The organism is Litchfieldella rifensis, assembly GCF_042646605.1.
Taxonomy (GTDB): domain Bacteria; phylum Pseudomonadota; class Gammaproteobacteria; order Pseudomonadales; family Halomonadaceae; genus Litchfieldella; species Litchfieldella rifensis.
This window is the reverse complement of record NZ_JBHRUG010000017.1, coordinates 308,576-334,274: the sequence shown is the minus strand read 5'-3', so window position 1 is coordinate 334,274 and position 25,699 is coordinate 308,576. Positions and strand designations below refer to the sequence as shown.

The window sequence follows — 25,699 nt, the reverse complement described above, 5'->3', positions numbered from 1 at the left end:
ACGTTGATTTTTCCTGCCCCGGCAAGCGATAGTAGGCAATCCATTCGTCTCCACGCGTGTATCTCGTACAGGTAGCGGCATGTCACAACAGCAGGTCAACAACCTCAACGTCCTGGCCCAGGACGTCCTGATCACCCCCGAAGCCCTCAAGCAGGAAATTCCTCTGACCGAGGCCGCCGAACGCACGGTCATCGAGGGCCGCGAAACCATTCAGCGGATTCTCGATGGCGACGACCCGCGCCTGCTGGTCGTCGTCGGCCCCTGCTCCATCCATGACGTCGATGCCGCCCTCGACTATGCCCGGCGCCTGCGCCGCCTGGCCGACGAAGTCAAGGACAGCCTGTACATCGTGATGCGGGTCTACTTCGAGAAGCCACGCACCACCGTCGGTTGGAAAGGGCTGATCAACGACCCTCATATCAACGGCTCCTTCGAGATCGAGGAAGGCCTGCACATCGCTCGCCGCCTGCTGGTGGAACTGGCCGAAATGGGCCTGCCTCTGGCCACCGAAGCGCTGGACCCGATCTCCCCCCAGTACCTGCAGGACTGCATCAGCTGGTCGGCCATCGGCGCGCGAACCACCGAGTCACAGACCCACCGTGAGATGGCCTCCGGCCTGTCCTGTCCAGTAGGTTTCAAGAATGGCACCGACGGCAGCCTGGACGTCGCCGTCAACGCCCTGCAGTCCGTGGCTCATCCGCACAATTTCCTCGGGATCGACCAGGCCGGCCAGGTGGCGATCATCCGCACTCGCGGCAACGCCTACGGTCATGTGGTGCTGCGCGGCGGCAACGGCAAGCCCAATTACGACAGCGTCAGTGTCGCCCTGGCCGAACAGGAACTGGCCAAGGCCGGCATCCAGCCCAACATCATGATCGACTGTTCGCATGCCAACTCCAACAAGGACCCTGCCCTGCAGCCGCTGGTAATGGAAAATGTCACCAACCAGATCCTCGAGGGCAATCACTCGATCATCGGCTTGATGGTCGAATCGCATATCGGCTGGGGCAGCCAGAAGATTCCCGAAGACACGAGCCAGCTACAGTATGGCGTCTCGATCACCGATGCCTGCATCGACTGGGATACCACCGTTCAGGCTTTCCACCACATGGCCGAGAAGCTCTCCCCGGTATTGTCCCGGCGAACCCGCGACTGACATCGCCCGCTCCACTGCATCGGGCCTGCCGTGACGTAACGTCCACTGCAGTGGAGCGCCTTCCCCGGCGACCAGACCGCTATCCCCGGCCGTGCGTTTTCCTCATGCCCCGTGGTCACGGCTCAACGCTTACGCCATCGATCTCACGGGTGAAGGGCGGCAGTGAATCCAGCAGGGCCCGACCATAACGCCGCGTCAACACCCGTCGGTCGAGCAAGGTGATGCGCCCGCTGTCTTCTTCCTTGCGGATCAAGCGGCCACAGGCCTGAACCAGCTTGATCGAGGCATCCGGTACCGCGATGCGCATGAAGGGATTGCCACCGCGGCTTTCGATCCATTCCGCCAGGGTGGCGCCCACCGGATCGTCGGGTACGGCGAACGGCAGGCGAGTGATCACCACATGGGTCAGGTAGTCTCCGGGCAGGTCGATGCCTTCGGCGAAGCTCGCCAAGCCAAAGATGATGCTGCCCTCCCCCGCATCGACGCGCGCGCGATGCCGCTCGATCAACTCCCGCTTGGGCAACCGATCCTGAGCCAACACCCGCTCTCGATGGCTCCTGGGCAGCGCCTTTTCCACCGCGCGCAGCTGAGCCCGAGAGGAGAACAGCATCAGCACCGCCTCGCGCTCCCCCAGCGTCTCGATGAAGGCGACGATGGCTCGCTCGTGCGCATCCCGATCCCCCGGGTCGACGGCTTCGCGGGGCACGCTGAGCACCGCCCGGGAGTAGTCGAAAGGACTCGGCAAGCGCTGGTAACGGTAGCGATTGGCCAGGCCGGCACGCTCCTGCAGGCGCTCGAAGCGCCCTAGCGCGGTAAGAGTCGCCGAGGTCACCACTGCCCCATAACAGCCTCCCCACAGGAAGCGCGCCAGGGTTGCCGCCGCCGACACTGGGCTTGCCGAGAAGGTCAGTTCCGGATCGCCAGCGACGCGCTCGAAGGTCAACCAACGTGCTCGAGGCGGCTCCGCCGGGTCGTCCTCCTCGCTCATCGCCGTCCACAGCGCATGCGCCTCCAGCGCACGCCCATGTAGCAGGGCGACCAGCGGCAACCAGGGTTCGGCCTGCTCGCGGGGTAAGCCGGTATGTTTCTCCGGATCGAGGCTCTCGCGCAGGATATCGGCGATGGTTTCCAGGTTGCGCGACAATTCGGCGAAGACAGTCACCAAGGCGCCGGCATGCTCGCGCAAGGCCAGCGGCACCCGTCCCATGTCGAAACGGTGATGCCGACTGTCATCACCGGCCTCGGAGGGCAGACCATTGGGCAGTTCCGCCAGTTGGTGTCCCAACGCGAAGACCTCACCGAGCCGCGGTTCAAGTGCGGCGATAGCCTCGGGAAAACCCGCCAGCAGACGCGCCACAGTCGGCTGTACGGCCAACGCCGCGTTCAGTTCGGTGAGCGATTTCTTCAGGGTGCGCAGCCAGCGCACTGCCCCGTTGACGGCGAAGCGGTGGGTGAAGTGTTCGATGGCCTTGTCGGGAAGATGGTGCCCTTCATCGAACACATAGATGCAATCGGATGGCTTGGGCAGCACCACGCCGCCACCCAGCGACAGATCGGCCAGCACCAGGTCGTGATTGGCGACGATGATATCGGCGCTGTCGAGCCGGCGGCGGGCGCGAAAGAAGGCACAGGCGTTGAAATGGCCGCAGCGGCGGTTGGTGCACTGACGATGGTCGGTGGTCAAGCGACGCCACTGGGGATCGGCAATCGCCACCGGCCAGCTATCGCGGTCCCCTTCCCAGCGGCCGCTACCATAGGCGTCGGCAAGCTCCTTGACCAACCCATGGAAATCATCGCCGTCGCGGGAATCGAGCGCTTGCTCGAACAGCGACAGGGTCGGATTGTCCTCGACGCCATCCAGGACCTGGTCGAGCTTGGCCACGCATAGGTAGCGGCCACGCCCCTTGGCCAGGGCATATTCGAAATCGAGCCCACTGTGCGCAGCGAGGGACGGCAGATCCTGGTGCAGCACCTGTTCCTGCAGTGCCACCGTGGCGGTGGAGACGATCAGGCGCTTGCCGCGGGCCTTGGCCACCGGCAGGGCCGCCAGCAGATAGGCCAGGGTCTTGCCGGTGCCGGTGCCGGCCTCTAGCACGCAGACATGCGCGTCGGAGAGCCGCCGCCCGGCATCGTCAACCTCGATATCCGCCAGGGTCCGAGCGATCTCGGCGATCATCAGTCGCTGGCCATAACGCGGCGTCAGTCCCAGATTTTCCAGCACCCGGCGATACGCGGCCTGGATCTCGCCCTTGAGCGCCTCGTCGAGCATCGGGCTTCCGTCCTCGCGGCCTCGTGCCGCCCTTACAGCATGCCTTCCGGCGGATGTTCGCAGGGCAGCTTGTCGTTGATGTAGCGCTCGATTTCCGGCAGCGAAAAGGCATCCTCCTCGCCGACGAAACTGATCGATACGCCCTTGGCACCGGCACGACCGGTACGGCCAATGCGATGCACGTAGTCTTCCGGATCTTCCGGCAAGGTGTAATTGATCACGTGGCTGACATCGTCAATATGGATGCCACGGCCGGCCACGTCGGTCGCCACCAGCACCTGTACCTCGCCCTCGCGGAAACGTTCCAGGGTCTTGATGCGCTGCGACTGCGGCACGTCACCGGAGAGCATGGCCACGTCGATGTCCGCCTTGCGCAGCAGGTCGTCGAGCTTGCGCACCAGGTCGCGGCGATTGCCGAAAACCATGACCCGGTCGAAGGCTTCCTGCTTGAGCAGGTTGATCAACAGGCGTTGCTTGTCGTCATCGCTGACCATGTAGACGCGCTGATCGATATCGGCGGCGTTGTCTACCGTGACCTCGATTTCGACGTGGGCAGGCTCATGGGTCCACTGGCTGGCCAGGTTGAGAATGTCCTCGGTGAAGGTCGCCGAGAACAGGAAGGTCTGGCGCTCTTCCTTCTTGGGCGTATGCCGGATGATCCGCTTGACGTCGGGGATGAACCCCATCGATAGCATGCGATCTGCCTCATCGAGCACCAGCACTTCGACCTGGGTCAGGTCGACATCGCGCTTCTCATGGAAATCCAGCAACCGCCCGGGCGTCGCTACCAGGATGTCCAGCGGCTTGCCGAGATGGTCGCGCTGCTTCTGGTAATCCATGCCCCCTACCACGCTGGCCACGTTCAGCGAGGTGAAGCGTGCCAGGGCCTTGGCGTCCTTCTCGATCTGCAATGCCAGCTCGCGGGTAGGAGCAATGATCAACGCCCGCGGCGCCCCCGGTTTCTGTCCGTCCGGCGCCTTCTCCTCGAGGAAATAGGCCAGGATCGAGATCAGGAAGGCGGCGGTCTTGCCGGTACCGGTCTGCGCCTTGCCGACTACGTCGCCACCCAGCAGGGTCTTGGCCAGTGCCTCGGCCTGGATCGGGGTGCAGTATTCGAAGCCCAGCGCATGAATGGCGCGCATCAGCGGCAAGGGCAGGTCGAAGTCATGAAAACGCCACTTGCCTGCCACCGGCGGCACCTGGAACTGGCGTAGATCCCAATTGGACTGTGACTTGCGCGGCTTGCGGCGACGGCGCTTGGGCTTGCGGTTCTGGGCCGGTGCTGTGGTCTTTTCCGACTCGCTCATAGGCTGTGCTTCTGTCCCAATATCGGTGGATGTGTTGGTTGACGGCAAACGCCCGGACGTTTTTCAAGCTCGCTATTATACCAGCCATTGGTGAATAGAGCGCGCCCGGCGGTGAATGGACTTCGAAGGGCACCGCCGCCCTGATAGAATGCTTGAAAGTCTGTCGGCTTGACATCGCTCACCTTCGGCAGGCCTAGCAACTATCCCTAGGAGTCTTGCCCCATGACGCGCAAGAAAAAAACCCGCTCGCTGGCCGACAAGGTGACGATTCGCACCGGCAAGCGCAAGGATTTCAAGAAATGGCGCCACGAGAATCCCGACCAGGTCGCTCCGTCACGCCGTTTCACCCAGAAGAAAGTCCAGCAACGCAAGCTGCAGGCTGCCCGCAAACTGGCACGGCAACAGCAGGCCGCTGCTATCGAGGTTCATCCCCAGGGCGATGGCCCGCATGACGACAAGGACGCATGATGCGACTGGTATCTTTCAACATCAATGGCCTGCGTGCACGCGCGCATCAACTCGAGGCCCTGATCGACGCGCACCGGCCGGCGGTGATCGGCCTGCAAGAGACCAAGGTCCAGGATAGCGAATTTCCCGCAGACGCCGTGAAGGCTCTGGGCTATCACGTCTACTATCACGGCCAGAAGGGCCACTATGGCGTTGCGCTGCTGTGTCGCGAGGAGCCCGAGGCGGTGTTCTATGGACTCCCCGAAGACGGCGAGGAAGCCCAGCGACGCATGATTGGCGTACGGCTTGCTCTGGACGGCGGCGAGACGTTGACCGTATGGAACGGCTACTTTCCGCAAGGGGAAAACGTCAATCACCCCACCAAGTTTCCCAACAAGCGGGCCTTCTACGAGCAGTTCACCCACATGCTGGAAACTCAGTACCGTCCCGACGAACGCATCGCCGTCATGGGAGACTTCAATATCTCGCCGGAAGATATCGACATCGGGATCGGCGAGGACAACCGCAAGCGCTGGCTGCGCGAGGGCAAGACCAGTTTTCAGCCGATCGAACGCGAATGGCTATCTCGCCTCAAGGGCTGGGGCCTCCAGGACAGCTATCGGCTTTGCCACCCTGAGGTCAGTGACCGCTTCAGCTGGTTCGATTACCGCTCACGCGGCTTCGAGCGCGACCCCAGGCGCGGGCTGCGCATCGACTACATCCTGGTCACGTCTCCCCTCGCCGAACAGGTGCACGGTGCCGGCATCGATTACGACCTGCGCGGCATGGAGAAACCTTCGGATCACGCCCCGGTATGGGTCGACGTGGCACTCTGACCGCCGTTGCGACGCGATGCCTGGTTTGCCGCACCGGGCGTCGCCGTCTTTTCGTCTCCGGCGGCATCGCTTTGCAGATTGACCAACCAGTGCTGCGCCTCCTCGCTGCCTAGCTCGCGCGCCTGCTTTAGCGCCGACGAGGCAATCGCCGTCTCTCCCCAGCCGTACGCCAGTTGCCCCAGCCGCAGCCAGTCATCGCCCTCGCCGCTGCGCTCGGCCACCGTGCGCCATGCCGCCAGGGCACGCTTCCGATCGCGCGCCGCCGTCCACGCTTGGGCCAGCAGGCGTCGGTGTTCGAGATCATCGGCCAGCTCGCCATCGGCCAATGCCCCTTGCAGGATTTCGGCCGCGCGCGCGGGGGTACCTCCCGCCAAGTGCAGGCGAATCCGCGTCAGCAGGTCGTCGCGTCCCGACAGAGTGCCACGCCGCCAGCCGGCTTCCCACAGGGCCGCAGCACGGCCATGCTCGCCGAGGCGCTGGGCAAGGCCTGCCGCGCGGCGCCACTGTGCGGCATCCTCGGGGGCACGCGCCAGTAAGCCATCGAGGATGCGCAACGCCTGCGCATCATGCCCCAGGCGCTGATAGACCGATGCCGCCAGCGCCAGACGTGTCTCGCTCGGCTCCGGATCTCGCTGCATGGCACGCTCGGCCCATGACATGGCCGCCTCCCATCGCTCACGACTCGCCTGGGCCTGGGCCATCAACCAGCGATCCTCCGCGTCGCCATCATGCTCGGCCAACCAGCGCTCGAGCAGCTCGCCGCCTCGACGCTGTTGGCCGGCACGTAGCCGCAGACGCGCTTCCTGTCGCAGCCAGCGGTCGCGGTGTTCGCGCTCGACGCCGTCGATGCCGCGCGCCTCGCGCAACAGTTCCGCGGCCGGCTGGTAATGACCGTCACGGGCCTCGGCGGTCGCCGCCAGTTGCAGATACAACGCCCGCGCCCAACGATCAGCGGCATTGCCACCCTCGAGACGCTCGGCCTGGGAGCGGGCGGTATCGCGCACGGTCGCCGCTTCGCCGCTGGCGAGACGGTGCTGCAGGGTTTCCAGGTTCCGCACCATGTCGGCGGGTAGTGCCGGCGCCGCCGATGCCAGGGCAGGCCATGCCCAGGCGATCCCTACCGCCATGGCATAGCGCCAGATTGCCGATTGCCGAGTGTCACGCATGGCTCACCTCAACTGAAATTCCAGCCGCTGACTGGCCCGTCTCGGCTGCCCGGCGGGAAACTCCCAGCGGGCGATCGACCGACGTGCCGCTCGATCGAAGACGTTGCGCGGCTGGGCCTCCACGATCTCGATCGAGCCCGGTACCACGCGGCCATCGGCACCGATCGTGAAGTGGACCTCCACGAAGCCCTCCAGCCCGCGCCGCTGAGCTTGTGCGGGATATTCCGGCGGTTCACGGTAAGTCGGACGTGGCGATGACTCGATGCTTTCGGAAGCGGCCGCCGCGCTATTCTCACTGGCCGGTGCCTCAGCCTGAGAGTCCGCTGCCGGTTCGCCGTCTTGCACGGACGGCTCGGCAGGCTGTGGCATCTCGACCGGTTCAGGCTCTGGCCGGGGTTCGGGCTCGGGTGCGGGCTGCTCCTCGGCCAATTCCGGTAATGGCGTATCTACCTCCACCTCGGGGGCTTCCATGGCGGGCATCTCGGGCTCTGGCAGGGCTATGTCACTGTCGAAAGTCGGTGCCGGCATGGGCACCGGGGGCGGCGGCGTCGCTTCCGGCGGCTGTGGAGGTGGTGTCTCGCTGGGCGTCGATGCCGGCTCCTGCCGCGACTGGTCGGACGCTTCCACCAGTGTCATCGGCATCGACATCTCGACCACCTCATGAGGCTCCTCCGGTGGGGCGACCAGCAGCGCCAACAGCAGGAACAGCAGCAAGGCCAGCAACGCACCGCCAACTGCAGCCAGCAGGACACGCATCAGGGGGAACCCCGCCTGGCAGCCACGGCAACGTTGTCAACGCCGGCCTCGCGGATCCGGTCCATGACCTCGATCAACAACCCGGTAGTGGAGGCTCGATCGGCCTGAATGACCACGCCGCCCTCACCGCTGACGAGGTCCGCCACCTCGCCGCCGACCCGGTGGACGTCCACCGGCTGACCGTCGACCCAAACCGCATCCTCGGCGGTGATCGCCACCATCACCTGGGCATCGGGGCGCGGCGACGCCGCCGACGATTGTGGCCGCTCGATCTCCACGCCGCTTTCCTTGATGAAGCTAGTGGTGACGATGAAGAAGATCAACATGATGAAGACCACATCCAGCATCGGTGTCAGGTTGACCTCGTGGGCCTCGCCACTCTCGGCACTCAAGCGACGTCTACGCATGGGCTTCCTCCGCGGCACGAGCCATGCGGTCATGCAACTTCTGGTCCTCGCGCCTGATGAGTTGTTCGAGTCGGGTCGTGAACAGCAGGCCAGCCACCGCCACCGCCATGCCAGCCAACGTCGGCAGAGTGGCACGCGCCACGCCGTCGGCCATGGCCCGGGCCTGATTGATCTCGCTGAGGGCAAGGCTGTCGAAGACACTGATCATGCCGGTGACCGTCCCCAGCAATCCCAGCAGCGGACAGAGCCCCACCAGCAGCTTCAACCACGGCAAGGTACGCCGCAGTCGCGCCATCAGTTCCCGGGTCCAGACCTCGCGCAGGGTCAGCGCACTCCAGCTCGCATGATCGTGACGCGCGCTCCAGCGCCGAATCAGGGCACGCCGAGCACGCCGATGGGTGAAGCGGAAATACCACCAACGCTCGATCGCCATGGCAAACAGCAACGTGGCCACCACGGCGATCGCTACCAGTACCGCCCCACCGGCATCGATCAGGCGGGCCAGCGGTTCAAGCCAGAGCGGGATCATGCGTGCGACGCTCCGGCTTGCGCTGGGCTTCCAGATGTTCCGCCAGCACGGCACTGGCCTGGCCTTCCAGCACCCCTACCAGATGGCGACTGCGGCTGGACAGCGCGGTATGGGCAAACAGCAACGGTACGGCCGTGATCAGGCCCAGTACGGTGGTCACCAGCGCCTGGCTGATTCCTCCGGCCATCAATTGCGGGTCGCCGGTGCCGAACACCGTGATCGACTGGAAGGTCACGATCATTCCGGTCACGGTTCCCAGCAGGCCGAGCAGCGGCGCCACCGCTGCCAGCAACTTGACCAGCGGCTGGCCCCGCTCCAGGCGTGGCTGTTCGGCGAGCAAGGCTTCGTCGAGCCGGGCTTCCAGGGCTTCGGGGGCATGCCCACTGCCCAAGGCCCGAAACCTGGTCAGCACCCGGCCCAGGGGGTTGTCGTCACGCAAGCTGTCGAGATCGCCGAGTTGGCGCTTCAGGGTGATGCTGATCCGCAGCAGGTACGCATACTGGCTCATGGCGACCAGTAGCCCAAGGACACCCAGCGCTACCACCACATAGCCTACGGCCCCCCCCTGATGAAAACGCTCGATCACGCCTGGCTGCTGCGCCAGGGCATCGATCACCTGCCCCTTGGTAGGGTCCAAGGCCACGCGGTCGGCTTCTCCGCGCTGAAAGGCTTCGAGACGCGACGCGACGGGACGCGGTGTGCGTTCGGCCACGGCCAGGCGTTGGCTATCCCCCTCGCCACTGTGCCGCAACAGGTTGCCCTCGCTGAATGCCAGGAAATCTCCCAGGCGTATCACTTCGCGTGGCTCGATCTCTCCCGACGGTCCGGCGACCGGCGCGGTAAAGCGAATGCCGCGACCGCTCTCGACGGTCAACCCCATCAGGCGGTCGGCCAGTGTCTCCAGGTGTCGGCGCTCGAGCACGGCTTGTTCCTCGATGCGCTCGGGCAGGGCCGCACCACCGACGGTCAGCCAACTGTCGGCCAGGGCGTCGCGCAGTTCGCGGCTGTGACGCGACACCACGGACAACACGCTATCGAGATCGCCCCCCTGCTCTCGGCGTTGGTCGGCCAGCGCCTCCAGACGCTCACGCTGGGCTTGCCGACGAGACTCCAGCGCATCGCGCCGCTCACGGGCGGCGTCTCGCTCGGCCTCGGCCGTCTCCAGCGCCGCTTCCAGCGCTTCCCGGTCGTCGACCAATTCGGCCAGCCGCGCTCGGTCCCGGGCCTCGGCAGCCTGCCGTTCGGCGCGCAGGGTTTCCAGGGATTCGTTGGGGGACTGGGCCTGCACGCCGGTAACCGGCCAGTACAGCAGCAACGCCAGCAGGCAGCAGCGGGCCGTGGTCATGGCGGCCATCTTCATGAGCCCCCTCCTTTTGCGCCTTCGCTCGCCGCTACCCGTTGCGAGACCGGCAGCGCCAACAACTCGGGAGCGCGCTGGTCGCGAGCGATCCGCAGCCCCTTGCGCAACTCGCTCAGGGCCTCGTCCTCGAGGGGTTGCCATTCACCGCGGGCCGCCTTCCATACGCCACCCCGGCGACCGTCCGGCGTCAGGTAATAGAGCCCGACCCGGCCGATGCGCAGGTAATCGACTTCCCAGGGGTCATCCGCCTCGAGCAGGCCGCTCCAGGCATCGAGTTCACGACCATAGTCCAGCTCGGTGCGCCAGGTCGCGAGAATCCGGTCGAGCTTGTCGGCCTGGGAGAGTTCGCCATCGGCCAGCATCGACCGCAGGCTCGCGACACGAGCCAGGCGCTCATCGCGTAGAAAGGGCAGGTCAGTGTCGACGAATCGTTCGAGACGGTCGACCAGCTCGCGCATCAGTACCGGTAAGGCATCGCGAGTCTCGGCCAGGGTTTCCAGCGCTCGCTCACGGTTCTCGAGGGTTTCCGCCTGACGCTCGACCATAGGCTCGAGTTCGGCGTTGTAGGCCTCCAGGCGTCGGCGTTCACGCCGCGCTTCCCGTAATGCAGCGAGATGCTCCCGCGTCGCCTCATCGGCGGCCTCGATGCGCGCCTGCAGCTCTGCCTGTGTCTGTTGGGCGTGGCGCGACTCATCCAGCAGCTCGTCCTCCGCTAGCGTCGGCAGGGTCAGGGATGACAGCAGGATCGCCAGGACCCACCGGGGAATGGTCACCTTGTCTTGCACCGCGTTCTCCAGGATCTTGTGGGGCGATAGGAGTTGCACGCTATCTCAAACAATAATAATTATCAATAATGCCCACAGCCCGAATACCAAAAAACCGGCCCTCGTACGAGGGCCGGCGACATGGCGTCATCCCGATCGATAGGGACAGGAATTACAACTTGCTCTCGAGCTCCGGCAGGACCTCGAACCGATCGCCCACCAAGCCGATGACCCTCGAGAGTGCGACCTGGAAGATCAGAGCTTCTGCTCCAGCTCCGGCAGCACCTCGAACAGGTCACCCACGAGGCCATAATCCGCGACCTGGAAGATCGGCGCGTCCTCGTCCTTGTTGATGGCGACGATCACCTTGGAGTCCTTCATCCCCGCCAGGTGCTGGATCGCCCCACTAATGCCCACCGCGATGTACAGCTCCGGGGCGACGATCTTGCCGGTCTGGCCGACCTGCATGTCGTTGGGCACGAAGCCGGCATCGACCGCCGCGCGCGAGGCGCCGATCGCCGCGCCGAGCTTGTCGGCGATGCCCTCGAGCAGCTTGAAGTTGTCGCCGCTGCCCATGCCGCGCCCGCCGGAGATCACCACCTTGGCCGCGCCCAGTTCGGGGCGCTCGCTCTGCGCCAGCTCCTCGCCGACAAACGTCGACAGGGCGTTGTCGACCACGGTGTCGACGGCCTCGATCGCGGCGCTGCCGCTCTCGCTCACCGCATCGAAGGCCGTGGTGCGCACGGTGATCACCTTGAGGGGATCGGCGCTCTGCACGGTGGCGATGGCGTTGCCGGCGTAGATCGGACGCCGGAAGGTATCGGCGCCGACCACGGCGAGGACGTCGGAGAGCTGCGACACGTCCTTGAGCGCGGCGACGCGCGGCAGCACGTTCTTGCCATGGGTCGAGGCACTGGCCAGCACGTGGGTGTAGTCGTCGGCCAATGCGGCGAGCAGGTCGCCCAGCGGCTCGGCGAGTTGGTGGGCGTAGACGGCATGGTCCGCCACACGCACCCGGGCCACGCCGTCGAGCCGGGCGGCCGCCTCGGCGATGGCCGCGACATGCTCGCCCGCTACCAGGACATCGATGGCGCCACCCCCCTCGTTGGCAATCTGCTGGGCGGCGGCCACCACATGGGCGGTGGCGCCGGCGAGCTGGCCGTCGTGATGGTCGGCAAGTACCAGAATGCTCATGCGATCCGCTCCTTTCAAAGCACTTTGGCTTCGTTCTTGAGTTTGTCGACGAGCTCATCGACGGAGCCCACCTTGATCCCGCCCTGGCGCTCGGCCGGCGGCTCGACCTCGAGCAGCGTGACCTTGGACGCGGTCTCGACCCCCAGTTCGGCCGGGGTGGTGACGGCGAGCGGCTTCTTCTTGGCCTTCATGATGTCGGGCAGCTTGGCGTAGCGCGGTTCGTTGAGGCGCAGGTCGGTGGTGACGATGGCCGGCAGCGACAGCGCGACGGTCTGCAGGCCGCCGTCGATCTCACGGGTGACCGTGACCTTGTCCCCCTCGACCTGAACCGCGGAGGCGAAGGTGCCCTGGGCCAGCCCGGTCAGGGCGGCGAGCATCTGGCCGGTCTGGTTGTTGTCGGTGTCGATCGCCTGCTTGCCGAGGATGACCAGCCCCGGCTGCTCGTCCGCGACCACCTTGGCCAGCAGCTTGGCCACGGCCAGCGACTCGACCTTGGCATCGGTCTCGACATGGATGGCGCGGTCGGCGCCCAGCGCCAGCGCGGTACGCAGCTGCTCCTGGGCGGCCTTGGGGCCGACGGTGACCGCCACCACCTCGCTCGCCACGCCCTTCTCTTTCAGGCGCACCGCCTCTTCCACGGCGATCTCGCAGAACGGGTTCATGGCCATCTTGACGTTGGTGAGGTCGACGTCGCTGTGGTCCGCCTTGACGCGGATCTTGACGTTGTAGTCGATGACGCGTTTGACCGCGACCAGTACTTTCATAGTGTCCTCGCTGGTTCAGTATCGGGAACCGTCAGTTAGAACGAGCAGACATGCCCTTATCGTAAAATCATTCAAGCGTTTGATAGATAAAAGAGCTCTGAAACAGGGCGTTAATCTGCCATAGTGCCACCCTCGGCGACAATCCTCCGCGCATGTTTCATTTTTCCGCATCATTCAAACGTTCACCACACCTCCGTGATCGCCCCCTCCTCTTGGTAAGGGTATCCTGTCGTCTTTATTATGCATATCATGGGTGTTAACTAGAAGCAAACGACCGTTTTATAACTTGAACCCACAACGGCAGACCGCTAATCAGGTACCAAGCCCGGGCCGAATAACGCACAATTGACGTCTGACTGGCTAACGGTCCCACGGGCGATGGGTGTCGCAAAGGAGGAGAAAAGACGTGGAACAGCAGGGTGAACGCGAATTCATGGATTTCGACGTGGTCATCGTCGGAGCCGGGCCCGCGGGCCTGGCCGCGGCCTGTCGCCTGATGCAGCAGGCCAACGAGGCCGAGCGGGAACTGACGGTATGCGTGGTCGAGAAAGGCTCCGAGGTCGGCGCCCATATCCTCTCCGGTGCCGTCTTCGAACCACGCGCACTGCAGGAGTTGTTCCCCGACTGGGAGCAACGCGGTGCCCCCCTGACGACCCCGGCGACGCGCGACGAGGTCCATCTGCTCAGCGATGCCGAGAAGTCCTGGAGACTGCCCAACGCCCTGGTGCCCAAGTCGATGCACAATACCGGTAGCCGGCACCCCGGTGGCGATACCCCCTGCTACGTGATCAGCGCCGGTAATTTGTGCCGCTGGCTGGCCGAACAGGCCGAAGACCTCGGCGTGGAGATCTTCCCCGGCTTCGCCGCCCAGGAGGTCCTGCTGGACACCGACGACACGGTGCGAGGCATCGTCATCGGCGACATGGGTATCGGCGCCGACGGCCAGCCCAAGGACAGCCACATGCCGGGCATGGAACTGCGCGCCAAGTACACACTGTTCGCCGAAGGCTCCCGCGGTCATCTGGGCAAGCGTCTGATTGCCACGTTCGACCTGGCCGCCGGAAAGGATCCTCAGCACTATGGCATCGGCCTCAAGGAACTGTGGGACGTGCCGGCCGACCAGCACGAGCCTGGCTTGGTACTGCACGGTTCCGGCTGGCCACTGGACAAGCACACCCATGGCGGCTGGTTCCTCTATCATGCCGAGAATCAGCAAGTGGTGGTAGGCCTGATCATGGATCTGTCCTACCAGAACCCGTGGCTGTCGCCATTCGACGAGTTCCAGCGCATGAAGCACCACCCGCTGCTCAAGCAATATCTGGAGGGCGGCTCGCGGGTGGCCTATGGCGCCCGCTCCATCACCAAGGGCGGGCTCAACTGCCTGCCGAAAATGACCTTCCCCGGTGGGCTGCTGATCGGCTGCGAAGCGGGGACGCTGAACTTCGCCAAGATCAAGGGCCTGCACACGGCAATGAAATCCGGCCTGGTGGCCGCGGAAACGGTCTTCGAGGCCATCGACAGCGGTGACGAGGGCGGGCATGAACTCACTGCCTTCACCACGCGCTGGGAGCAGAGCTGGGCCTACCAGGAACTCGAGGCCTCGCGCAACTTCGGTCCGGCGATCCACAAGTACGGCACAGTGGGTGGAGGCGCCTACAATTTCCTCGATCAACTCGTCGGTGGCAAGCTGCCTACCCTTCACGACACCACCCCGGACCATGCTGCGCTCAAGCCGGCCGCCGAATGCGAGAAGATCGACTATCCCAAGCCGGATGGCAAACTCTCGTTCGACAAACCCTCCTCGGTGTTCCTGTCCAACACCAACCACGAAGAGGACCAGCCCTGTCACCTCAGGCTTACCGATCCGGAACTGCCGATCCGCGACAATCTGCCGACATATGCCGAGCCGGCACAACGCTATTGCCCGGTAGGGGTCTACGAAGTGGTGGAGGATGAGGCGGGACAGCCGAAGTTCCAGATCAATTTCCAGAACTGCATCCACTGCAAGACCTGCGATATCAAGGATCCGGCGCAGAACATTACCTGGGTGGCCCCAGAAGGCGGCGGCGGACCCAACTACCCCAATATGTAAATAAAAAGCACGCCGGCTGGCGCTATCCCTCGATCGCCGTCAGCAAGGCATCGACCACCCGGCGCTGCTGCACTTCCTCGAGATAAGGATGCATGGGCAAGCTGAGGATCTGTTCGCAAACCGCTTCGACCTCCGGCAGGTAGCTGCCGGCATCCATCACGGCAGGTTGCCGGTATAACGGCAGCGGATAATGAACGGCAGTGGGGATTCCGGCCCGCTGCAGAGCGTCCTGCACCCTATCGCGCCCTGACAAGCGAATGCTGTACTGGGCATAAACGCTGGTGTTATGGGCGGCGATATAGGGGGGCGTGGTAATTCCCGCCGCTTGCAGGAGACGATCGTAACTCGCTGCCACCTGCTGGCGCAGCGCGATCTCCTCATCGAAAATGTCCAGCTTGGCTAGCACGATGGCCGCTTGCAGGGTGTCCAGGCGGCTGTTCATTCCCAATCGTGCATGATGATGACGATACGACTCACCATGGCGGGCGATCTGGCGTACGCTTTCCGATAACGCCTCGTCGTCGGTGAAGATCGCCCCACCATCACCATAGGCGCCCAGCGGCTTGCTGGGAAAGAAGCTGGTACAGGCGATACGGCTCAAGCCGCACGAGCGCCGACCACGATAAAGGGCTCCGAAACTCTGTGCGGCATCCTCGATTACCGCAAGCCCGTGTCGGTCGGCAATGCCCCCGATCGCTGCGAAGTCGGCACACTGGCCGAACAACGATACGGCGATGATGGCACGTGTCCGCGACGTGATCGCCGCCTCGAGTTGCCGGGGATCCAGCAGGTAGCTGTCGGGCTCGATATCCACGAAGACCGGCTTGGCGCCAAGCAGCGCCACACTTTCGGCACTGGCGATAAAGCTGAAGCCAGGCACAATGACCTCGTCACCTGGTCCGATATCGAGCGCCATCTGCGCGATCTGCAGGGCATCGGTCCCGCTGGCGCAACTGATGCAGTGTGACACGCCGGTATAGGCCGCCAGGCGGGTTTCCAGTTCTGCCACTTCGGGCCCGAGAATGTAGCGGCCATGAGCCAGCACCTTGCGGATGGCGGCCTCGATGCGTGGCTCGAGACGTGCCTGCTGGGCCGCGAGATCGACGAAATCCATCACGTCCCCCTTCTTTGTTATTACTTGCTCAATCTGCCTTGGTTTCCGGCGCCAAGGGATGCCCTTCATGACCTCGAGGCCGTTCGGGTTTCGCCGTGCGAATGGCATGCACCGTTTCCAGACAATGGCGCACGGCCTCGATGCCGAAACCACGACCGGCCAGGATCTCGCGATAACTGACGGTATGCAGGTCGGTAAAGCCACTGGAAAACTCGAATGACTCGCCGTCGCACTTAATGACGCGATAGGTAGGCTGCTGGCCCTTGACCGCATCCGGTAGGTCATTGGCGTCGATCGACAGGAACCAACGCACCCGGGCCTTCTCGTATTCGAGGAAGCCGGACGCCTTGTAGTCGTCGATATGGTGCAGCACGTTGCGTTCGAGTCGCCCGAAAATCACATGCAGCATATCGAAGAAATGCACCCCGATATCGGCAACCACACCGAACGAACGGCGCGGGTCGCCCTTCCAGCTTGCCATGTACCAGGGACCACGCGAGGTGATATAGGTCAGTTCGACCTCGTACTTCGTGGCGTTCGCTTCGTCGGCGACTCGGTCCCGAAGTTCGTGAATCGCTGGATGATGGCGCAACTGCATGATGCTGAACACCCGCCGGCCGGTCTCCTCCTCCACTCGTGCCAATTCATCCAACTGTGCCGGAGTCGGCACCAATGGCTTCTCGCAAACCACGTCGCAGCCGAGATATAGGCCGGCAACGATATGAGCGCTATGCAAATGATTGGGTGAACACACCGAGATATAATCGAGCGCAGCCCGTGTCTCTCGCCTGAGCCGCCAGGTATGCTCGAGGAAACGTTCGAACTCGGTGAAGAAAGCGCAATCGGTGGAGATCGAATCGATGATCCCCACTGAATCATTGATATCGTAGGCGGCCACCAGGGCATTGCCGGTCTCCTTGATGGCCTGCATATGACGAGGTGCGATATAACCGGCCGCCCCGATCAATGCAAAGTTCTTCATAGAAGATCCCTATCCTCGCCCTGTGCCACCAACTTCAGCAGTGCAGGTGTCCTCATGAGGCCCTCGATACGATGGTGATGCTCGAAAGCGCCATACATCATCAGGGTAGCGCCTGGCGCGGTGGACTGCTCGTACCAACAATCAGAGGGAAGGCGACCTTCAATCTCCCGTAGCGATCGGTCGCGCCGGATCGCGGATCCAGTGACTCCAGGAACCGGCATACAGGCGAGGCAACCTGCGCCCGGCCACGGCATAGGCGAGGATGTTGTGACAGGCCGTTACTCCGGAGCCACAGTAGGAGATCGCCTCGCTGGCCTCGGGTAGTTCGGCGTTCAGCGTCGTCGCCGGCTTGAAACGGCCATTTGACTCCAGGTTGTCGACACTGGGCCGGCACTGGGCACCGGGAATATGCCCCGCCACAGGATCGATCGGTTCGTTTTCGCCGCGGAAGCGTTCCCGGGTACGGGCATCGAGCTTGAGATCGCGCGAGACCAGTACCTCATTGGCATCGATCAAGACACTGTCATCGAAATCCGGCTGCCAGTCGCTAGGGGTGATCTCGTCCCCCGTTTCGGTGCTCAGGGTCCCGTTGTGCGCCTGCCAGGCCGGCAGACCACCATCCAGCACTCGCACCTGCGGGTGCCCAGCCCAGCAATGCAGCATCCACCAGGCCCGGGCGGCAGCCAGTTGCCCTCCTCGATCATCGTAGACCACTACCGGGATTCCGGGATGCACTCCCAGGCGTTGCAGAACGGCGGTGAATGCCGCAGGGTTCGGCAATGGATGTCGGCCACCCTCGCCCGGCCCACTGCTCATGTCACGCTCGAGATCCAGGTGCCGGCTGCCGGGGATATGCCCGTTGCGCCAGAGCGCCGCACCGGCCCCGGGGTCATCCAAGCGTGCCCGGCAATCGAGAAGCGTCACCGGTGTCATATCCGCCAGCCACGCCTGCAGTATGGTGGCATCGATCAAGACCTCGCTCATGCGCGTTCTCCCTCGAGGATTTCCAGTGGTGCCCGCAAGGCGATCAGCCGCCGCTTGCCGGCATGGGCAAAGCGCACCTCGATCACCGGATTCGCCGGGTCGCCTTCGACGACTCGTATCTCTCCCTCACCGAATACCGCATGCCGGACCCGTTGGCCGACGTCGAAGCGCCGCCCACCGATCACATAGGTTTCGGCAGGGCTGGCGACGCCGGCGGCTTGAGACACGGCTCGAACCGGCAGATGCCGCCCCACCGCCTCCAGATAGCGCTCGACCAGTGGCGGCGAGGCGACCTCCAGTGGCGCTTCGGACTCTGCCTGGAGGGCGGCACACACCGCCTGGCAGTCCTGCCATGCCGTTTCGGCGATAAAGCGGCTCGGGCGATGCTCTCCGCCGTCGTGAAGGATCCATAGTCGTTCACGAGCCCGGGTAATGGCCACATAGAACAACCGGCGCTCCTCCTCCAGTCGCTCCGCATTCAGCGGATTATCGCGGCTGTAGTGAGGAAAATCCTCTTCATTGGTAGCCCATAGCGCCACCCATGGCCACTCGAGCCCCTTGGCACCATGCACGGTGGTGATCAGGATACCATCCTGGCGGTTCTCGACCGGATTGGCCAGCAGGTCGATGAATGCCTCGGGATCGTGGGCCAACTCCCCGGCCTGCTCGATCAAGACATCGAGCAGACGCACATCTTCCTCGCCTTTCTCGCGGCGGGCAGCGGCTCGCTTCAGGATCTTCTCCGCTTCCAGCCGCTCCACCACGTGCTCGAGCAGCTTGGCCGGGGGCCAACTGGCCAAGCGCGGCAGCTCGCAAAGCAGCTCCCAGCGACGCTTGAGATTGCGGCGCTGGATCGGCTTGAGTCCGGCCAGCAGTGGGTCATGGCGCTCTGGCCAGCGTTGGCTATCGGCCAGGCGCTGTGCCAGGTGGACGAGCCGTTCGCGGGCCACGAAAGGGGTCGGCTGCGCCAACAGCATCAGCAAATGCGCCGGGTCATGCAGCAGGCCGGCATCGCGTGCCAGCCGGAGATAGCCGGCCAGGGCCTGCACCAGTGGCAGGCGAAACACGAAACGATCTTCCCGTGAAAGACGAAAGGGAATGCCGGCACGCAACAACTGCAACTGCACGGATACCGATAGCGCCCAGCTACGCACCAGGATGCAGGCCTCGTTGAGTGAATGTGCCGAGGAACGCCACTGCTCGAGGGCCTCGACCAACCGTCCTCCTCCCTGCCCCGTTTCGATGCGGGTAGCGGGGTTGCCGGGGGCGGCCAGGCATAACTGATCGGGACGTCGCTGGTTGGCGGCGATCGCATGATTGGCCGCCAGGGCCAAGGCGTGGCCATGACGAAAGGTCATCGATAGCGGATAATCGCGGGCCGCGCCGAAGGTCGCGGTGAAGTCCTCAAGCATGGTATCGGGACGCGCCCCTCGCCATTCGTAAATGCACTGATTGGCGTCACCCACGGCCATCACCGCCGCCTGACGACCCGCCAGCACGGCCAGCAGGCGTTGCTGGGCGAGGTTGATATCCTGGTATTCGTCGATGATCACATGATCGAGAAAACCTTGAACGCGATCGCGCAGGCCAGCATCCCGTTCGAGGGCTCGCAGCGGCCGATAGAGCAGATCGGCATAGGTCATCAGGCCCTGGCCGTCGAGCAAGGCTTCGCACTGCGCGAAAGCTTCGACGAAATGGCCGGTGTCATCGCCGAAATCCAGGCGTTCATAGAGTTCGCCCGGCGCCGCCATCTCGGCCTTGACCAGTTCACAGAAGTGACCCAGCGCCTCGAGCCGCTCGACCTCCAGCGCTGCTTCCAGGGCAGCATCGTCGCCTTGCAGGGTCTGCAGCGTGGCCTGTCGCAACAACCGTTCGCGCTGCCAGTCCAGCGACAGCAATTGGCGTGGCGCCAGCACTCCCCAACGGGTCAGGGTCTGGGTCAGGCGATGGCCGAGGGAATGGAAGGTGCGCACATCGGGCAGTGCCTGTCCAGGCGGGGCCAGCCGCGCCAGCTTGGCGGTGAAATCTTCCCGGGCGGCACGATTGAACATCAGCACCAGGATACGATTCGGTGGCACGCCCTGCGCCAGCAAATGCAGAACCCGCGCCACCATGGTGGTGGTCTTGCCGGCGCCGGCGACCGCCGCGACTCGTGCATGCCCCACGCTGTGGGTCACCACGGCGCGCTGCTGATCGGTCAGCCTCACGATGCGTCGACGTCCATCCGCCCCAAGGGCTGCCAGACCCCGGCACTGGTCAGGCCCAGCTCGACACCGCCGTCCTGCTCACGGGATTCGGCCTGCTCCACCAGACGGTAGTAGACATTGCGGTTGAGGCGCGCCGCCAGACCGAAGCGTACCGCCACCTCGGGTACCGTCTCGCCACTCGACGTCACACTCGGCGTAAGACGGTGCGTCGCATCCAGCATGACCCGGTCGCCGACATTGGTGGTCAGCATCCAGCCGTTCCGCGCCTCTTCGGCGTCGACGATCAGAAACGGGCGATCCTCGACACGGATGCGCCACTTCTCTCCCGGCGTCACCAGATAGTATTCGCCGTCGGCATCGCGCCTGAGCACGGTGGACAACAGGCGTATCAAGCGTGGCCGTGGTATCGGCGTCCCTTCATGGATCCAGCGACCATCCGCAGCGATCACCAGGTCCATCTCGCCACTCAGCGGCGGATCCCAGCGGTCCACCGGTGCGATGGCACCATCGGGATCGATACGGGCCAGCAGAGGGTCCAGGGGCATGGGGCGACCTCCTTCGCGACGCCTGCGTCGATTTAGCTTAGACCAGGCCGGCCAGGCTCAGCGACTCGCGCACGGCGTCGCTCGCCTGAGGCGCAGCGGCACGAAACAGTCGATAGAAATTCGCCGAGGTCTGCATGGCGACTTCATCGACGCTGATACCACGTTCGCGAGCAATGCATTCGGCGACCTCGACCACCCATTGAGGTTCATTGGGCTTGCCGCGGTGGGGCACCGGGGCCAGATAAGGGCTGTCGGTCTCGATCAGCAGGCGATCGAGCGGAATACGACGTGCCAGCTCGCGAATCGAGGCCGCATTGCGGAAAGTGACGATGCCCGATAACGAGATGTAGAAACCGTGGCGTACCGCTTCTCGTGCCATGTCCAGATCTTCGGTGAAGCAGTGCAGCACACCGCCCACGGCCGGGTCGGTATGCTCACGAATCAGCGCCAGGGTATCGTCCCTGGCCTCACGAGTGTGGACGATCACCGGCAGTTCGAGCTCGCTGGCAGCGATCAGGTGACGCTTGAAGCGCTCGTGCTGTCGCTCGCGCGGCACACCGTCCCGGAGATAGTGATAGTCGAGCCCGCTCTCGCCGATGGCCACCGCCTCGTGCGTTTCGGCACATGCCTTGATGGCTTCGACCGAGGGCTCGTCGGCAACATCATGCAGCGGGTGCACGCCGGCGGAAATCACCACATCCTCATGAGAGCGGGATAGCGCAGCCAGCCCCGGCACGTCTTCCAGGGTCACGGCGATGGCCAGGAACTGGCGGACGCCACGGGCGCGCGCCGCGTCGAGCACGCCTCCCAGATCGCCGTCGTGGGCGCTGAGGTCGAGTCGGTCGAGATGGCAATGGGAATCGACAAGCATGCAGAATTCGGCTCAATCAAATGAATTGGGAGGGTTCTTGCTCGTCAGAGCGTATACGTCGGTGTGCCCTTGTCGAGCAAACCGGCCAGATGGGTTTCGATGCGATCGCGCACGGCCTGGTCCTCGGCACGGAAGTGAATGCCGATGCCCGGCACACGCCGCCCCGACACGCCGGGTGGCGACACCCAGACCACTTGCCCGGTCACCGGCAGTCGCTCGCTCTCGCCGGGCAGGGTCAGCAGCAGGAAGACCTCCTGCCCCAGCGGATAGCGCTCCTTGGTGGGCACGAAGATACCGCCGCGCTCGAGCGACGGCATATAGGCCGACAGCAGAGTCGCGACATCGTGGATGGTCAGTGACAACGCTTTCTGTCCCGCCATGCTACACGCTCCTCGGTAAAGAACACGCTCATGAACGCAATAAGGCCGACCAGCGCACCAACCAGGCTTCGAGCACCAACTGTGGATTGGGGTTGCCCCCCACCGCCAGCAGGCGACGTTGCTCGCGGGCATAGTCGAGCAGACGAAACCAGTCGCGCACCCGGGCATTCTTCACTGCCTGGCGGAACAGCGGCAGCAGGTCGGGGTTGCGTACCCCTTGGCTGTCACCCGACAGGCCCAGACGAATCAAATCCTCCAACCAGGCAATACCGTACCACAGGACGCTATCCACTGAATGCCCCGCCAGACGCGAAGCTTCGGCAACCGGCTCGGCACCGCGCACCAGGGCATCGAACAGTTCGTGGAGCTCCTGACGCAAACCACGCGCCTCGGCACCGGCCAGCTCACGGGCCAGCAACGGCAGACCACCAGCCACGTTCAACCAGAATGCGGCATCCTGTCCTTCTCCCAAGACACTAGACAGCCATGGCAGGCAGGCTTCCGGTGCCGGTATCGCCAGGCTCCACTGCTGACAACGCGAGCGGATGGTCGGCAGCATGCGCGAGGGGATATCGGCCAGCAGCACGAACAGGGTGCGACTGCCGGGCTCCTCGAGGCTCTTGAGCAACGCATTGGCGGCGGAGAGGTTCATGGCCTCGGCGGGTTGCAGGACGATGACCCGATAGCCGCCCTGCTGGGCTGTCTGGACGACGAAGGCGTTGACCTCGCGGATGGGGTCGATGCGGATCTGACGGCTCTTGTCCGCCGGACTGATCCTCTGCAGGTCGGGGTGATAACCTGCGGCCAGCATCGCACAGCTATGGCAGCGACCACAGGCGGTCTCGGCGGGTGCCTGGCACAGCGTGCGCGCCACCATGGCCTCGGCCAGCATCTGCTTGCCCAGGCCGTGAGGCCCCGACAGCAACAACGCATGCGGCAGACGACCCTCGTCCTGCAGGGAGATCAGCTGGCGCCATAACGTCTGTTGCCACGGATAGGGCGCTATTGGGCTTGCCTGGTCTACCGCCATTGGGCCACCTGTCGTTCGAGATACTCGCCGAGCTCGGCCTGCACCGCCGTCAGGGGGCGGGAGGCATCGATGACCGCCACGCGCGCCGGCTCGGCCGCCGCACGTGCCAGATAGGCTTCCCGCACCGCCTGGAAGAAGGCGAGGCGCTCACGCTCGAAGCGGTCGCGCTGCCCACCCGCCTGTCCCAGGCGGTGGTCGACGCGCGCCTGGGCAGCGTCCACCGGCATATCCAGCAAGAGTGTCAGGTCTGGGGTCAGGCCGCGCTGGACCAGGGTTTCCAGGGTGGCGATGCGCTGCATGTCGAGCCCGCGACCACCGCCCTGGTAAGCGAAGGTGGCATCGGTGAAGCGATCGCAGATTACCCACGCGCCGCGGGCCAGTGCCGGGCGGATGACCCGGGCCAGATGCTGGGCGCGCGCGGCGAATACCAGCAGCAGCTCGGCATCGTCGTCCAGCGGTTCCTGCGGCGCGGGATCGAGCAGCAGTGCGCGGATGGCCTCGGCACGTGGCGTCCCCCCCGGCTCGCGGGTTCTCACGACCTCGATACCACGCTCGGTCAGCCAATCGCAGACCCAGTCGAGATTGGTGCTCTTGCCGACTCCCTCGCCGCCTTCCAGGGTGATGAAGCGCCCGCGCCTGTTCATGTGGCTCCTGACCGTTGTCTGCCGCCGAGTGCAGCGTGATCAGCGGTTGAGAATATATCGCCTGACCGCTGCATTATGCTCTCGGAGGGTACGTGAGAAATGATGTGTGCCATCGCCACGCGACACGAAATACAGAGTATTGCCCGGTAGCGGCTTTACCGCCGCCTCCAGCGAGGCCCGACCAGGCATGGCGATCGGGGTCGGTGGCATGCCATCGATGACATAGGTGTTGTAGGGGGTTTCCTCGCGCAGGTCGGCGCGGGTGAGGCGGCCGTCGTAACGCTCACCCATGCCGTAGATCACCGTAGGATCGGTCTGTAGCCGCATGCCGTTTTCCATACGACGCTTGAACACCCCGGCGATCTTGCGACGCTCCTCGGGGGCACCGGTCTCGCGCTCGATCAGCGAGGCCATGATCAGCGCCTCATAAGGACTATCGATAGGCAGGTCGTCATCGCGCTCGGCCCACACTTCCTCGAGCTGCGCTTCCATGCGTTGATGGGCCTGGCGCAGGATATCCAGATCGCTCATGCCCTTGTGATAGCGGTAGGTATCGGGAAAGAACCAGCCTTCCGGGTGCTCGCCATCACGCCCCAGTTCGGCCATGAGTTCGTCGTCGCTCATATCCTGCGTGCGTTGTTCGAGCTTGGGGGCACTGGCCAACAGCTCGCGCATCTGGCGAAACGTCCAGCCCTCGGGAAAGGTCAACGGGTAGGAGACGACATTGTCACTGCCCAGCAAGGCGACCAGTTCGCGCCCGTTCATTCCCGGTTCGAGCATGTATTCGCCGGCCCGCAGACGCGGCACTGCCCCCGGCTTGAGACGCGTCAGCAGACGAAATGCCCACGCGTCGTCGATGACACCGCGGGTAGCCAGATCCGCCACCACACGATTGTAACCAGCGCCACGCGGCACCTCATAGAGAGTCGGCTCGTCCACGGCAATGGGCGCCTCCAGGCGGCTTTCCCAGTAGTGGTACATCCCGAAGCTCGCGATACCGGCCAGTAGGGTCAGCACCAGCAGAACTTTTACCACACGCATCTTGTTTCCTCGGTCGACTCAGGATACCCCAGCCGGGGGCAGTACCGGATAGCCCAGCAACTGCTGGGCGCTATTCTGTAGCTCACGATGGCGATCGGTCAGCTTCCATTCGGCGAGACAGCAGCCCTCGGTATCGTCGAGCCGGATCACGGGCCAGATTCCTTGTACCGAGTTGCCCAACCATAATGCATCCACCTCGTTCAGTATCCGAGGGTCGGCATCCACTTCGGAGATCGGCAGTCGCTCGAGCAATGCTTGACGCAGGGTACCGGCGACACCGCAACGCTCGAGGCGCGGCGTTTCCAGGCGCTCGCCTCGGCACCAGAAGACGTTCATGCAGGTCGCCTCGACCAGACGCCCCTCGTGATCGCTCAACAGACCCTCGATCGTCTCGGGATCGGACCATTCGCGACGGGCCAGCACGTTCTCGAGTCGATTGAGATGCTTGAGACCAGCGAGGGCCGGCTGGATCGCGAGGCGTAGGGCGCAATGACGAACGCGTATCCCATCCCGCCAGTGGCGTTCATTGGCAGCGAATGGGGTGCACTGCCAGCGCAGGCGCGGCTCCGCGGTTTGCGGCGGCAGATAGCCTCGCCCCCCACTCCCTCGGGTCAGGACCAGCTTGAGCACCTGGAGACCGGGACCCGCCTGGCGGGGCAAACGATCCAGGGTAGCGCGCGATGGCGCCGGAATGCCCAGCCGCTGGCAACCATCGAGCAACCGCGCCACATGATAATCCCATAAACGGGGCCGGCCATCGTACACCAGCACCGTTTCGAACAGTCCATCGCCATATGCCAGGCCACGATCGTCCAGCGGCAGCGTGGCGTCATCGCTCACCATGCTTCGACCCT

General features: G+C 64.3%; 25 protein-coding genes and 1 pseudogene. 4 read left to right on the top strand and 22 right to left on the bottom strand.

Features of this window, described 5'->3' with window-relative positions:
* Positions 1-79: 79 nt before the first annotated feature.
* Positions 80-1,156 (top strand): 3-deoxy-7-phosphoheptulonate synthase, encoded by a 1,077-nt coding sequence (locus tag ACFOEV_RS08660; protein ID WP_386772884.1) that lies wholly within the window; start codon positions 80-82, stop codon positions 1,154-1,156.
* 115 nt (positions 1,157-1,271) lie between these two features.
* On the opposite strand, the gene dinG is transcribed toward ACFOEV_RS08660, so the two are convergent.
* Entirely contained in the window at positions 1,272-3,425 is a 2,154-nt protein-coding gene (gene dinG, locus ACFOEV_RS08655) for an ATP-dependent DNA helicase DinG (RefSeq protein WP_386772882.1), read from the bottom strand.
* A 32-nt stretch (positions 3,426-3,457) separates the two neighbouring features.
* Positions 3,458-4,732: an ATP-dependent RNA helicase RhlB gene (gene rhlB / locus ACFOEV_RS08650; RefSeq protein WP_386772880.1), complete on the bottom strand. Its 1,275-nt coding sequence runs from the start codon at positions 4,730-4,732 to the stop codon at positions 3,458-3,460.
* Between the two features lie 222 nt (positions 4,733-4,954).
* On the opposite strand from rhlB, the gene ACFOEV_RS08645 reads away from it, so the two are divergent.
* Together ACFOEV_RS08645 and xthA are read left to right on the top strand one after the other, a co-directional pair.
* Entirely contained in the window at positions 4,955-5,200 is a 246-nt protein-coding gene (locus tag ACFOEV_RS08645) for a hypothetical protein (protein WP_386772878.1), read from the top strand.
* The gene (gene xthA, locus ACFOEV_RS08640) at positions 5,200-6,015 is read left to right on the top strand and encodes an exodeoxyribonuclease III (RefSeq protein WP_386773075.1); all 816 of its coding nucleotides are present in this window, start codon (positions 5,200-5,202) and stop codon (positions 6,013-6,015) included. Before ACFOEV_RS08645 ends, xthA begins: the two co-directional genes overlap by 1 nt.
* Here xthA and ACFOEV_RS08635 read toward each other — a convergent pair.
* The 9 genes and pseudogenes from ACFOEV_RS08635 to ACFOEV_RS08600 all read right to left on the bottom strand — a co-directional run bounded on the left by ACFOEV_RS08635 (position 5,982) and on the right by ACFOEV_RS08600 (position 12,955).
* Positions 5,982-7,181: a tetratricopeptide repeat protein gene (locus tag ACFOEV_RS08635; protein ID WP_386772876.1), complete on the bottom strand. Its 1,200-nt coding sequence runs from the start codon at positions 7,179-7,181 to the stop codon at positions 5,982-5,984. The genes xthA and ACFOEV_RS08635 overlap by 34 nt on opposite strands.
* A 3-nt stretch (positions 7,182-7,184) precedes the next feature.
* Positions 7,185-7,937 (bottom strand): energy transducer TonB, encoded by a 753-nt coding sequence (locus ACFOEV_RS08630; RefSeq protein WP_386772874.1) that lies wholly within the window; start codon positions 7,935-7,937, stop codon positions 7,185-7,187.
* Entirely contained in the window at positions 7,937-8,344 is a 408-nt protein-coding gene (locus ACFOEV_RS08625) for an ExbD/TolR family protein (RefSeq protein WP_386772872.1), read from the bottom strand. Before ACFOEV_RS08625 ends, ACFOEV_RS08630 begins: the two co-directional genes overlap by 1 nt.
* Complete coding sequence (locus tag ACFOEV_RS08620; protein WP_386772870.1) at positions 8,337-8,873, bottom strand: MotA/TolQ/ExbB proton channel family protein; 537 nt, start codon at positions 8,871-8,873, stop codon at positions 8,337-8,339. The genes ACFOEV_RS08625 and ACFOEV_RS08620 overlap by 8 nt, the downstream gene beginning before the upstream one ends.
* On the bottom strand, positions 8,854-10,233 hold the full coding sequence (locus ACFOEV_RS08615) for a MotA/TolQ/ExbB proton channel family protein (protein ID WP_386772867.1): 1,380 nt from the start codon (positions 10,231-10,233) through the stop codon (positions 8,854-8,856). Before ACFOEV_RS08615 ends, ACFOEV_RS08620 begins: the two co-directional genes overlap by 20 nt.
* Complete coding sequence (locus ACFOEV_RS08610; RefSeq protein WP_386772865.1) at positions 10,230-11,057, bottom strand: DUF3450 domain-containing protein; 828 nt, start codon at positions 11,055-11,057, stop codon at positions 10,230-10,232. The genes ACFOEV_RS08615 and ACFOEV_RS08610 overlap by 4 nt, the downstream gene beginning before the upstream one ends.
* Before the next feature lie 112 nt (positions 11,058-11,169).
* Positions 11,170-11,262: pseudogene (locus tag ACFOEV_RS22405) on the bottom strand (FAD-binding protein); the annotation flags it as partial.
* Positions 11,253-12,191 (bottom strand): electron transfer flavoprotein subunit alpha/FixB family protein, encoded by a 939-nt coding sequence (locus ACFOEV_RS08605; RefSeq protein WP_386772863.1) that lies wholly within the window; start codon positions 12,189-12,191, stop codon positions 11,253-11,255. The pseudogene ACFOEV_RS22405 and the gene ACFOEV_RS08605, both read right to left, overlap by 10 nt.
* A 14-nt stretch (positions 12,192-12,205) precedes the next feature.
* Positions 12,206-12,955, bottom strand: a complete 750-nt coding sequence (locus ACFOEV_RS08600) for an electron transfer flavoprotein subunit beta/FixA family protein (RefSeq protein WP_386772861.1) — start codon at positions 12,953-12,955, stop codon at positions 12,206-12,208.
* A gap of 433 nt (positions 12,956-13,388) precedes the next feature.
* Between ACFOEV_RS08600 and ACFOEV_RS08595 the strand changes: the two genes are divergently transcribed.
* Positions 13,389-15,047 (top strand): electron transfer flavoprotein-ubiquinone oxidoreductase, encoded by a 1,659-nt coding sequence (locus tag ACFOEV_RS08595; protein WP_386773073.1) that lies wholly within the window; start codon positions 13,389-13,391, stop codon positions 15,045-15,047.
* A gap of 22 nt (positions 15,048-15,069) precedes the next feature.
* Here ACFOEV_RS08595 and ACFOEV_RS08590 read toward each other — a convergent pair whose 3' ends face one another.
* From ACFOEV_RS08590 to pabC, 11 genes are all read right to left on the bottom strand, one after another.
* Positions 15,070-16,161, bottom strand: a complete 1,092-nt coding sequence (locus tag ACFOEV_RS08590) for a DegT/DnrJ/EryC1/StrS family aminotransferase (protein ID WP_386772859.1) — start codon at positions 16,159-16,161, stop codon at positions 15,070-15,072.
* Positions 16,162-16,189: 28 nt separating this feature from the next.
* Positions 16,190-17,143 carry a Gfo/Idh/MocA family protein gene (locus tag ACFOEV_RS08585; protein ID WP_386772857.1) on the bottom strand — a complete coding sequence of 318 codons (954 nt, stop codon included), beginning with the start codon at positions 17,141-17,143 and terminating at the stop codon, positions 16,190-16,192.
* 159 nt (positions 17,144-17,302) lie between these two features.
* Positions 17,303-18,127, bottom strand: coding sequence for a sulfurtransferase (locus ACFOEV_RS08580; RefSeq protein WP_386772855.1), 825 nt, complete (start codon positions 18,125-18,127; stop codon positions 17,303-17,305).
* Entirely contained in the window at positions 18,124-20,334 is a 2,211-nt protein-coding gene (locus tag ACFOEV_RS08575) for an ATP-dependent helicase (RefSeq protein ID WP_386772854.1), read from the bottom strand. The genes ACFOEV_RS08580 and ACFOEV_RS08575 overlap by 4 nt, the downstream gene beginning before the upstream one ends.
* Positions 20,331-20,879: a DUF1285 domain-containing protein gene (locus tag ACFOEV_RS08570; RefSeq protein ID WP_386772852.1), complete on the bottom strand. Its 549-nt coding sequence runs from the start codon at positions 20,877-20,879 to the stop codon at positions 20,331-20,333. The genes ACFOEV_RS08575 and ACFOEV_RS08570 overlap by 4 nt, the downstream gene beginning before the upstream one ends.
* A gap of 37 nt (positions 20,880-20,916) precedes the next feature.
* A complete protein-coding gene (locus tag ACFOEV_RS08565; protein ID WP_386772850.1) occupies positions 20,917-21,750 on the bottom strand; it encodes a TatD family hydrolase in 834 nt (277 codons plus the stop codon).
* Between the two features lie 44 nt (positions 21,751-21,794).
* The gene (locus ACFOEV_RS08560) at positions 21,795-22,130 is read right to left on the bottom strand and encodes a PilZ domain-containing protein (protein ID WP_386772848.1); all 336 of its coding nucleotides are present in this window, start codon (positions 22,128-22,130) and stop codon (positions 21,795-21,797) included.
* Between the two features lie 28 nt (positions 22,131-22,158).
* Entirely contained in the window at positions 22,159-23,160 is a 1,002-nt protein-coding gene (locus ACFOEV_RS08555; protein ID WP_386772846.1) for a DNA polymerase III subunit delta', read from the bottom strand.
* Complete coding sequence (tmk, locus tag ACFOEV_RS08550) at positions 23,151-23,804, bottom strand: dTMP kinase (RefSeq protein ID WP_386772844.1); 654 nt, start codon at positions 23,802-23,804, stop codon at positions 23,151-23,153. Before tmk ends, ACFOEV_RS08555 begins: the two co-directional genes overlap by 10 nt.
* A gap of 39 nt (positions 23,805-23,843) precedes the next feature.
* Positions 23,844-24,845: an endolytic transglycosylase MltG gene (gene mltG, locus ACFOEV_RS08545; protein WP_386772842.1), complete on the bottom strand. Its 1,002-nt coding sequence runs from the start codon at positions 24,843-24,845 to the stop codon at positions 23,844-23,846.
* 18 nt (positions 24,846-24,863) lie between these two features.
* A complete protein-coding gene (pabC, locus tag ACFOEV_RS08540) occupies positions 24,864-25,688 on the bottom strand; it encodes an aminodeoxychorismate lyase (RefSeq protein ID WP_386772840.1) in 825 nt (274 codons plus the stop codon).
* Between the last annotated feature and the right edge of the window lie 11 nt (positions 25,689-25,699).

Excerpts from the sequence above, each read along its gene's own strand:
- ACFOEV_RS08660 (WP_386772884.1), top strand. The coding sequence starts at position 80 with ATGTCACAACAGCAGGTCAACAACCTCAACGTCCTGGCCCAGGACGTC.
- dinG (WP_386772882.1), bottom strand. The coding sequence starts at position 3,425 with ATGCTCGACGAGGCGCTCAAGGGCGAGATCCAGGCCGCGTATCGCCGG.
- rhlB (WP_386772880.1), bottom strand. The coding sequence starts at position 4,732 with ATGAGCGAGTCGGAAAAGACCACAGCACCGGCCCAGAACCGCAAGCCC.
- ACFOEV_RS08645 (WP_386772878.1), top strand. The coding sequence starts at position 4,955 with ATGACGCGCAAGAAAAAAACCCGCTCGCTGGCCGACAAGGTGACGATT.
- xthA (WP_386773075.1), top strand. The coding sequence starts at position 5,200 with ATGCGACTGGTATCTTTCAACATCAATGGCCTGCGTGCACGCGCGCAT.
- ACFOEV_RS08635 (WP_386772876.1), bottom strand. The coding sequence starts at position 7,181 with ATGCGTGACACTCGGCAATCGGCAATCTGGCGCTATGCCATGGCGGTA.
- ACFOEV_RS08630 (WP_386772874.1), bottom strand. The coding sequence starts at position 7,937 with ATGCGTGTCCTGCTGGCTGCAGTTGGCGGTGCGTTGCTGGCCTTGCTG.
- ACFOEV_RS08625 (WP_386772872.1), bottom strand. The coding sequence starts at position 8,344 with ATGCGTAGACGTCGCTTGAGTGCCGAGAGTGGCGAGGCCCACGAGGTC.
- ACFOEV_RS08620 (WP_386772870.1), bottom strand. The coding sequence starts at position 8,873 with ATGATCCCGCTCTGGCTTGAACCGCTGGCCCGCCTGATCGATGCCGGT.
- ACFOEV_RS08615 (WP_386772867.1), bottom strand. The coding sequence starts at position 10,233 with ATGAAGATGGCCGCCATGACCACGGCCCGCTGCTGCCTGCTGGCGTTG.
- ACFOEV_RS08605 (WP_386772863.1), bottom strand. The coding sequence starts at position 12,191 with ATGAGCATTCTGGTACTTGCCGACCATCACGACGGCCAGCTCGCCGGC.
- ACFOEV_RS08600 (WP_386772861.1), bottom strand. The coding sequence starts at position 12,955 with ATGAAAGTACTGGTCGCGGTCAAACGCGTCATCGACTACAACGTCAAG.
- ACFOEV_RS08595 (WP_386773073.1), top strand. The coding sequence starts at position 13,389 with ATGGATTTCGACGTGGTCATCGTCGGAGCCGGGCCCGCGGGCCTGGCC.
- ACFOEV_RS08590 (WP_386772859.1), bottom strand. The coding sequence starts at position 16,161 with ATGGATTTCGTCGATCTCGCGGCCCAGCAGGCACGTCTCGAGCCACGC.
- ACFOEV_RS08585 (WP_386772857.1), bottom strand. The coding sequence starts at position 17,143 with ATGAAGAACTTTGCATTGATCGGGGCGGCCGGTTATATCGCACCTCGT.
- ACFOEV_RS08580 (WP_386772855.1), bottom strand. The coding sequence starts at position 18,127 with ATGAGCGAGGTCTTGATCGATGCCACCATACTGCAGGCGTGGCTGGCG.
- ACFOEV_RS08570 (WP_386772852.1), bottom strand. The coding sequence starts at position 20,879 with ATGCCCCTGGACCCTCTGCTGGCCCGTATCGATCCCGATGGTGCCATC.
- ACFOEV_RS08565 (WP_386772850.1), bottom strand. The coding sequence starts at position 21,750 with ATGCTTGTCGATTCCCATTGCCATCTCGACCGACTCGACCTCAGCGCC.
- ACFOEV_RS08560 (WP_386772848.1), bottom strand. The coding sequence starts at position 22,130 with ATGGCGGGACAGAAAGCGTTGTCACTGACCATCCACGATGTCGCGACT.
- ACFOEV_RS08555 (WP_386772846.1), bottom strand. The coding sequence starts at position 23,160 with ATGGCGGTAGACCAGGCAAGCCCAATAGCGCCCTATCCGTGGCAACAG.
- tmk (WP_386772844.1), bottom strand. The coding sequence starts at position 23,804 with ATGAACAGGCGCGGGCGCTTCATCACCCTGGAAGGCGGCGAGGGAGTC.
- mltG (WP_386772842.1), bottom strand. The coding sequence starts at position 24,845 with ATGCGTGTGGTAAAAGTTCTGCTGGTGCTGACCCTACTGGCCGGTATC.
- pabC (WP_386772840.1), bottom strand. The coding sequence starts at position 25,688 with ATGGTGAGCGATGACGCCACGCTGCCGCTGGACGATCGTGGCCTGGCA.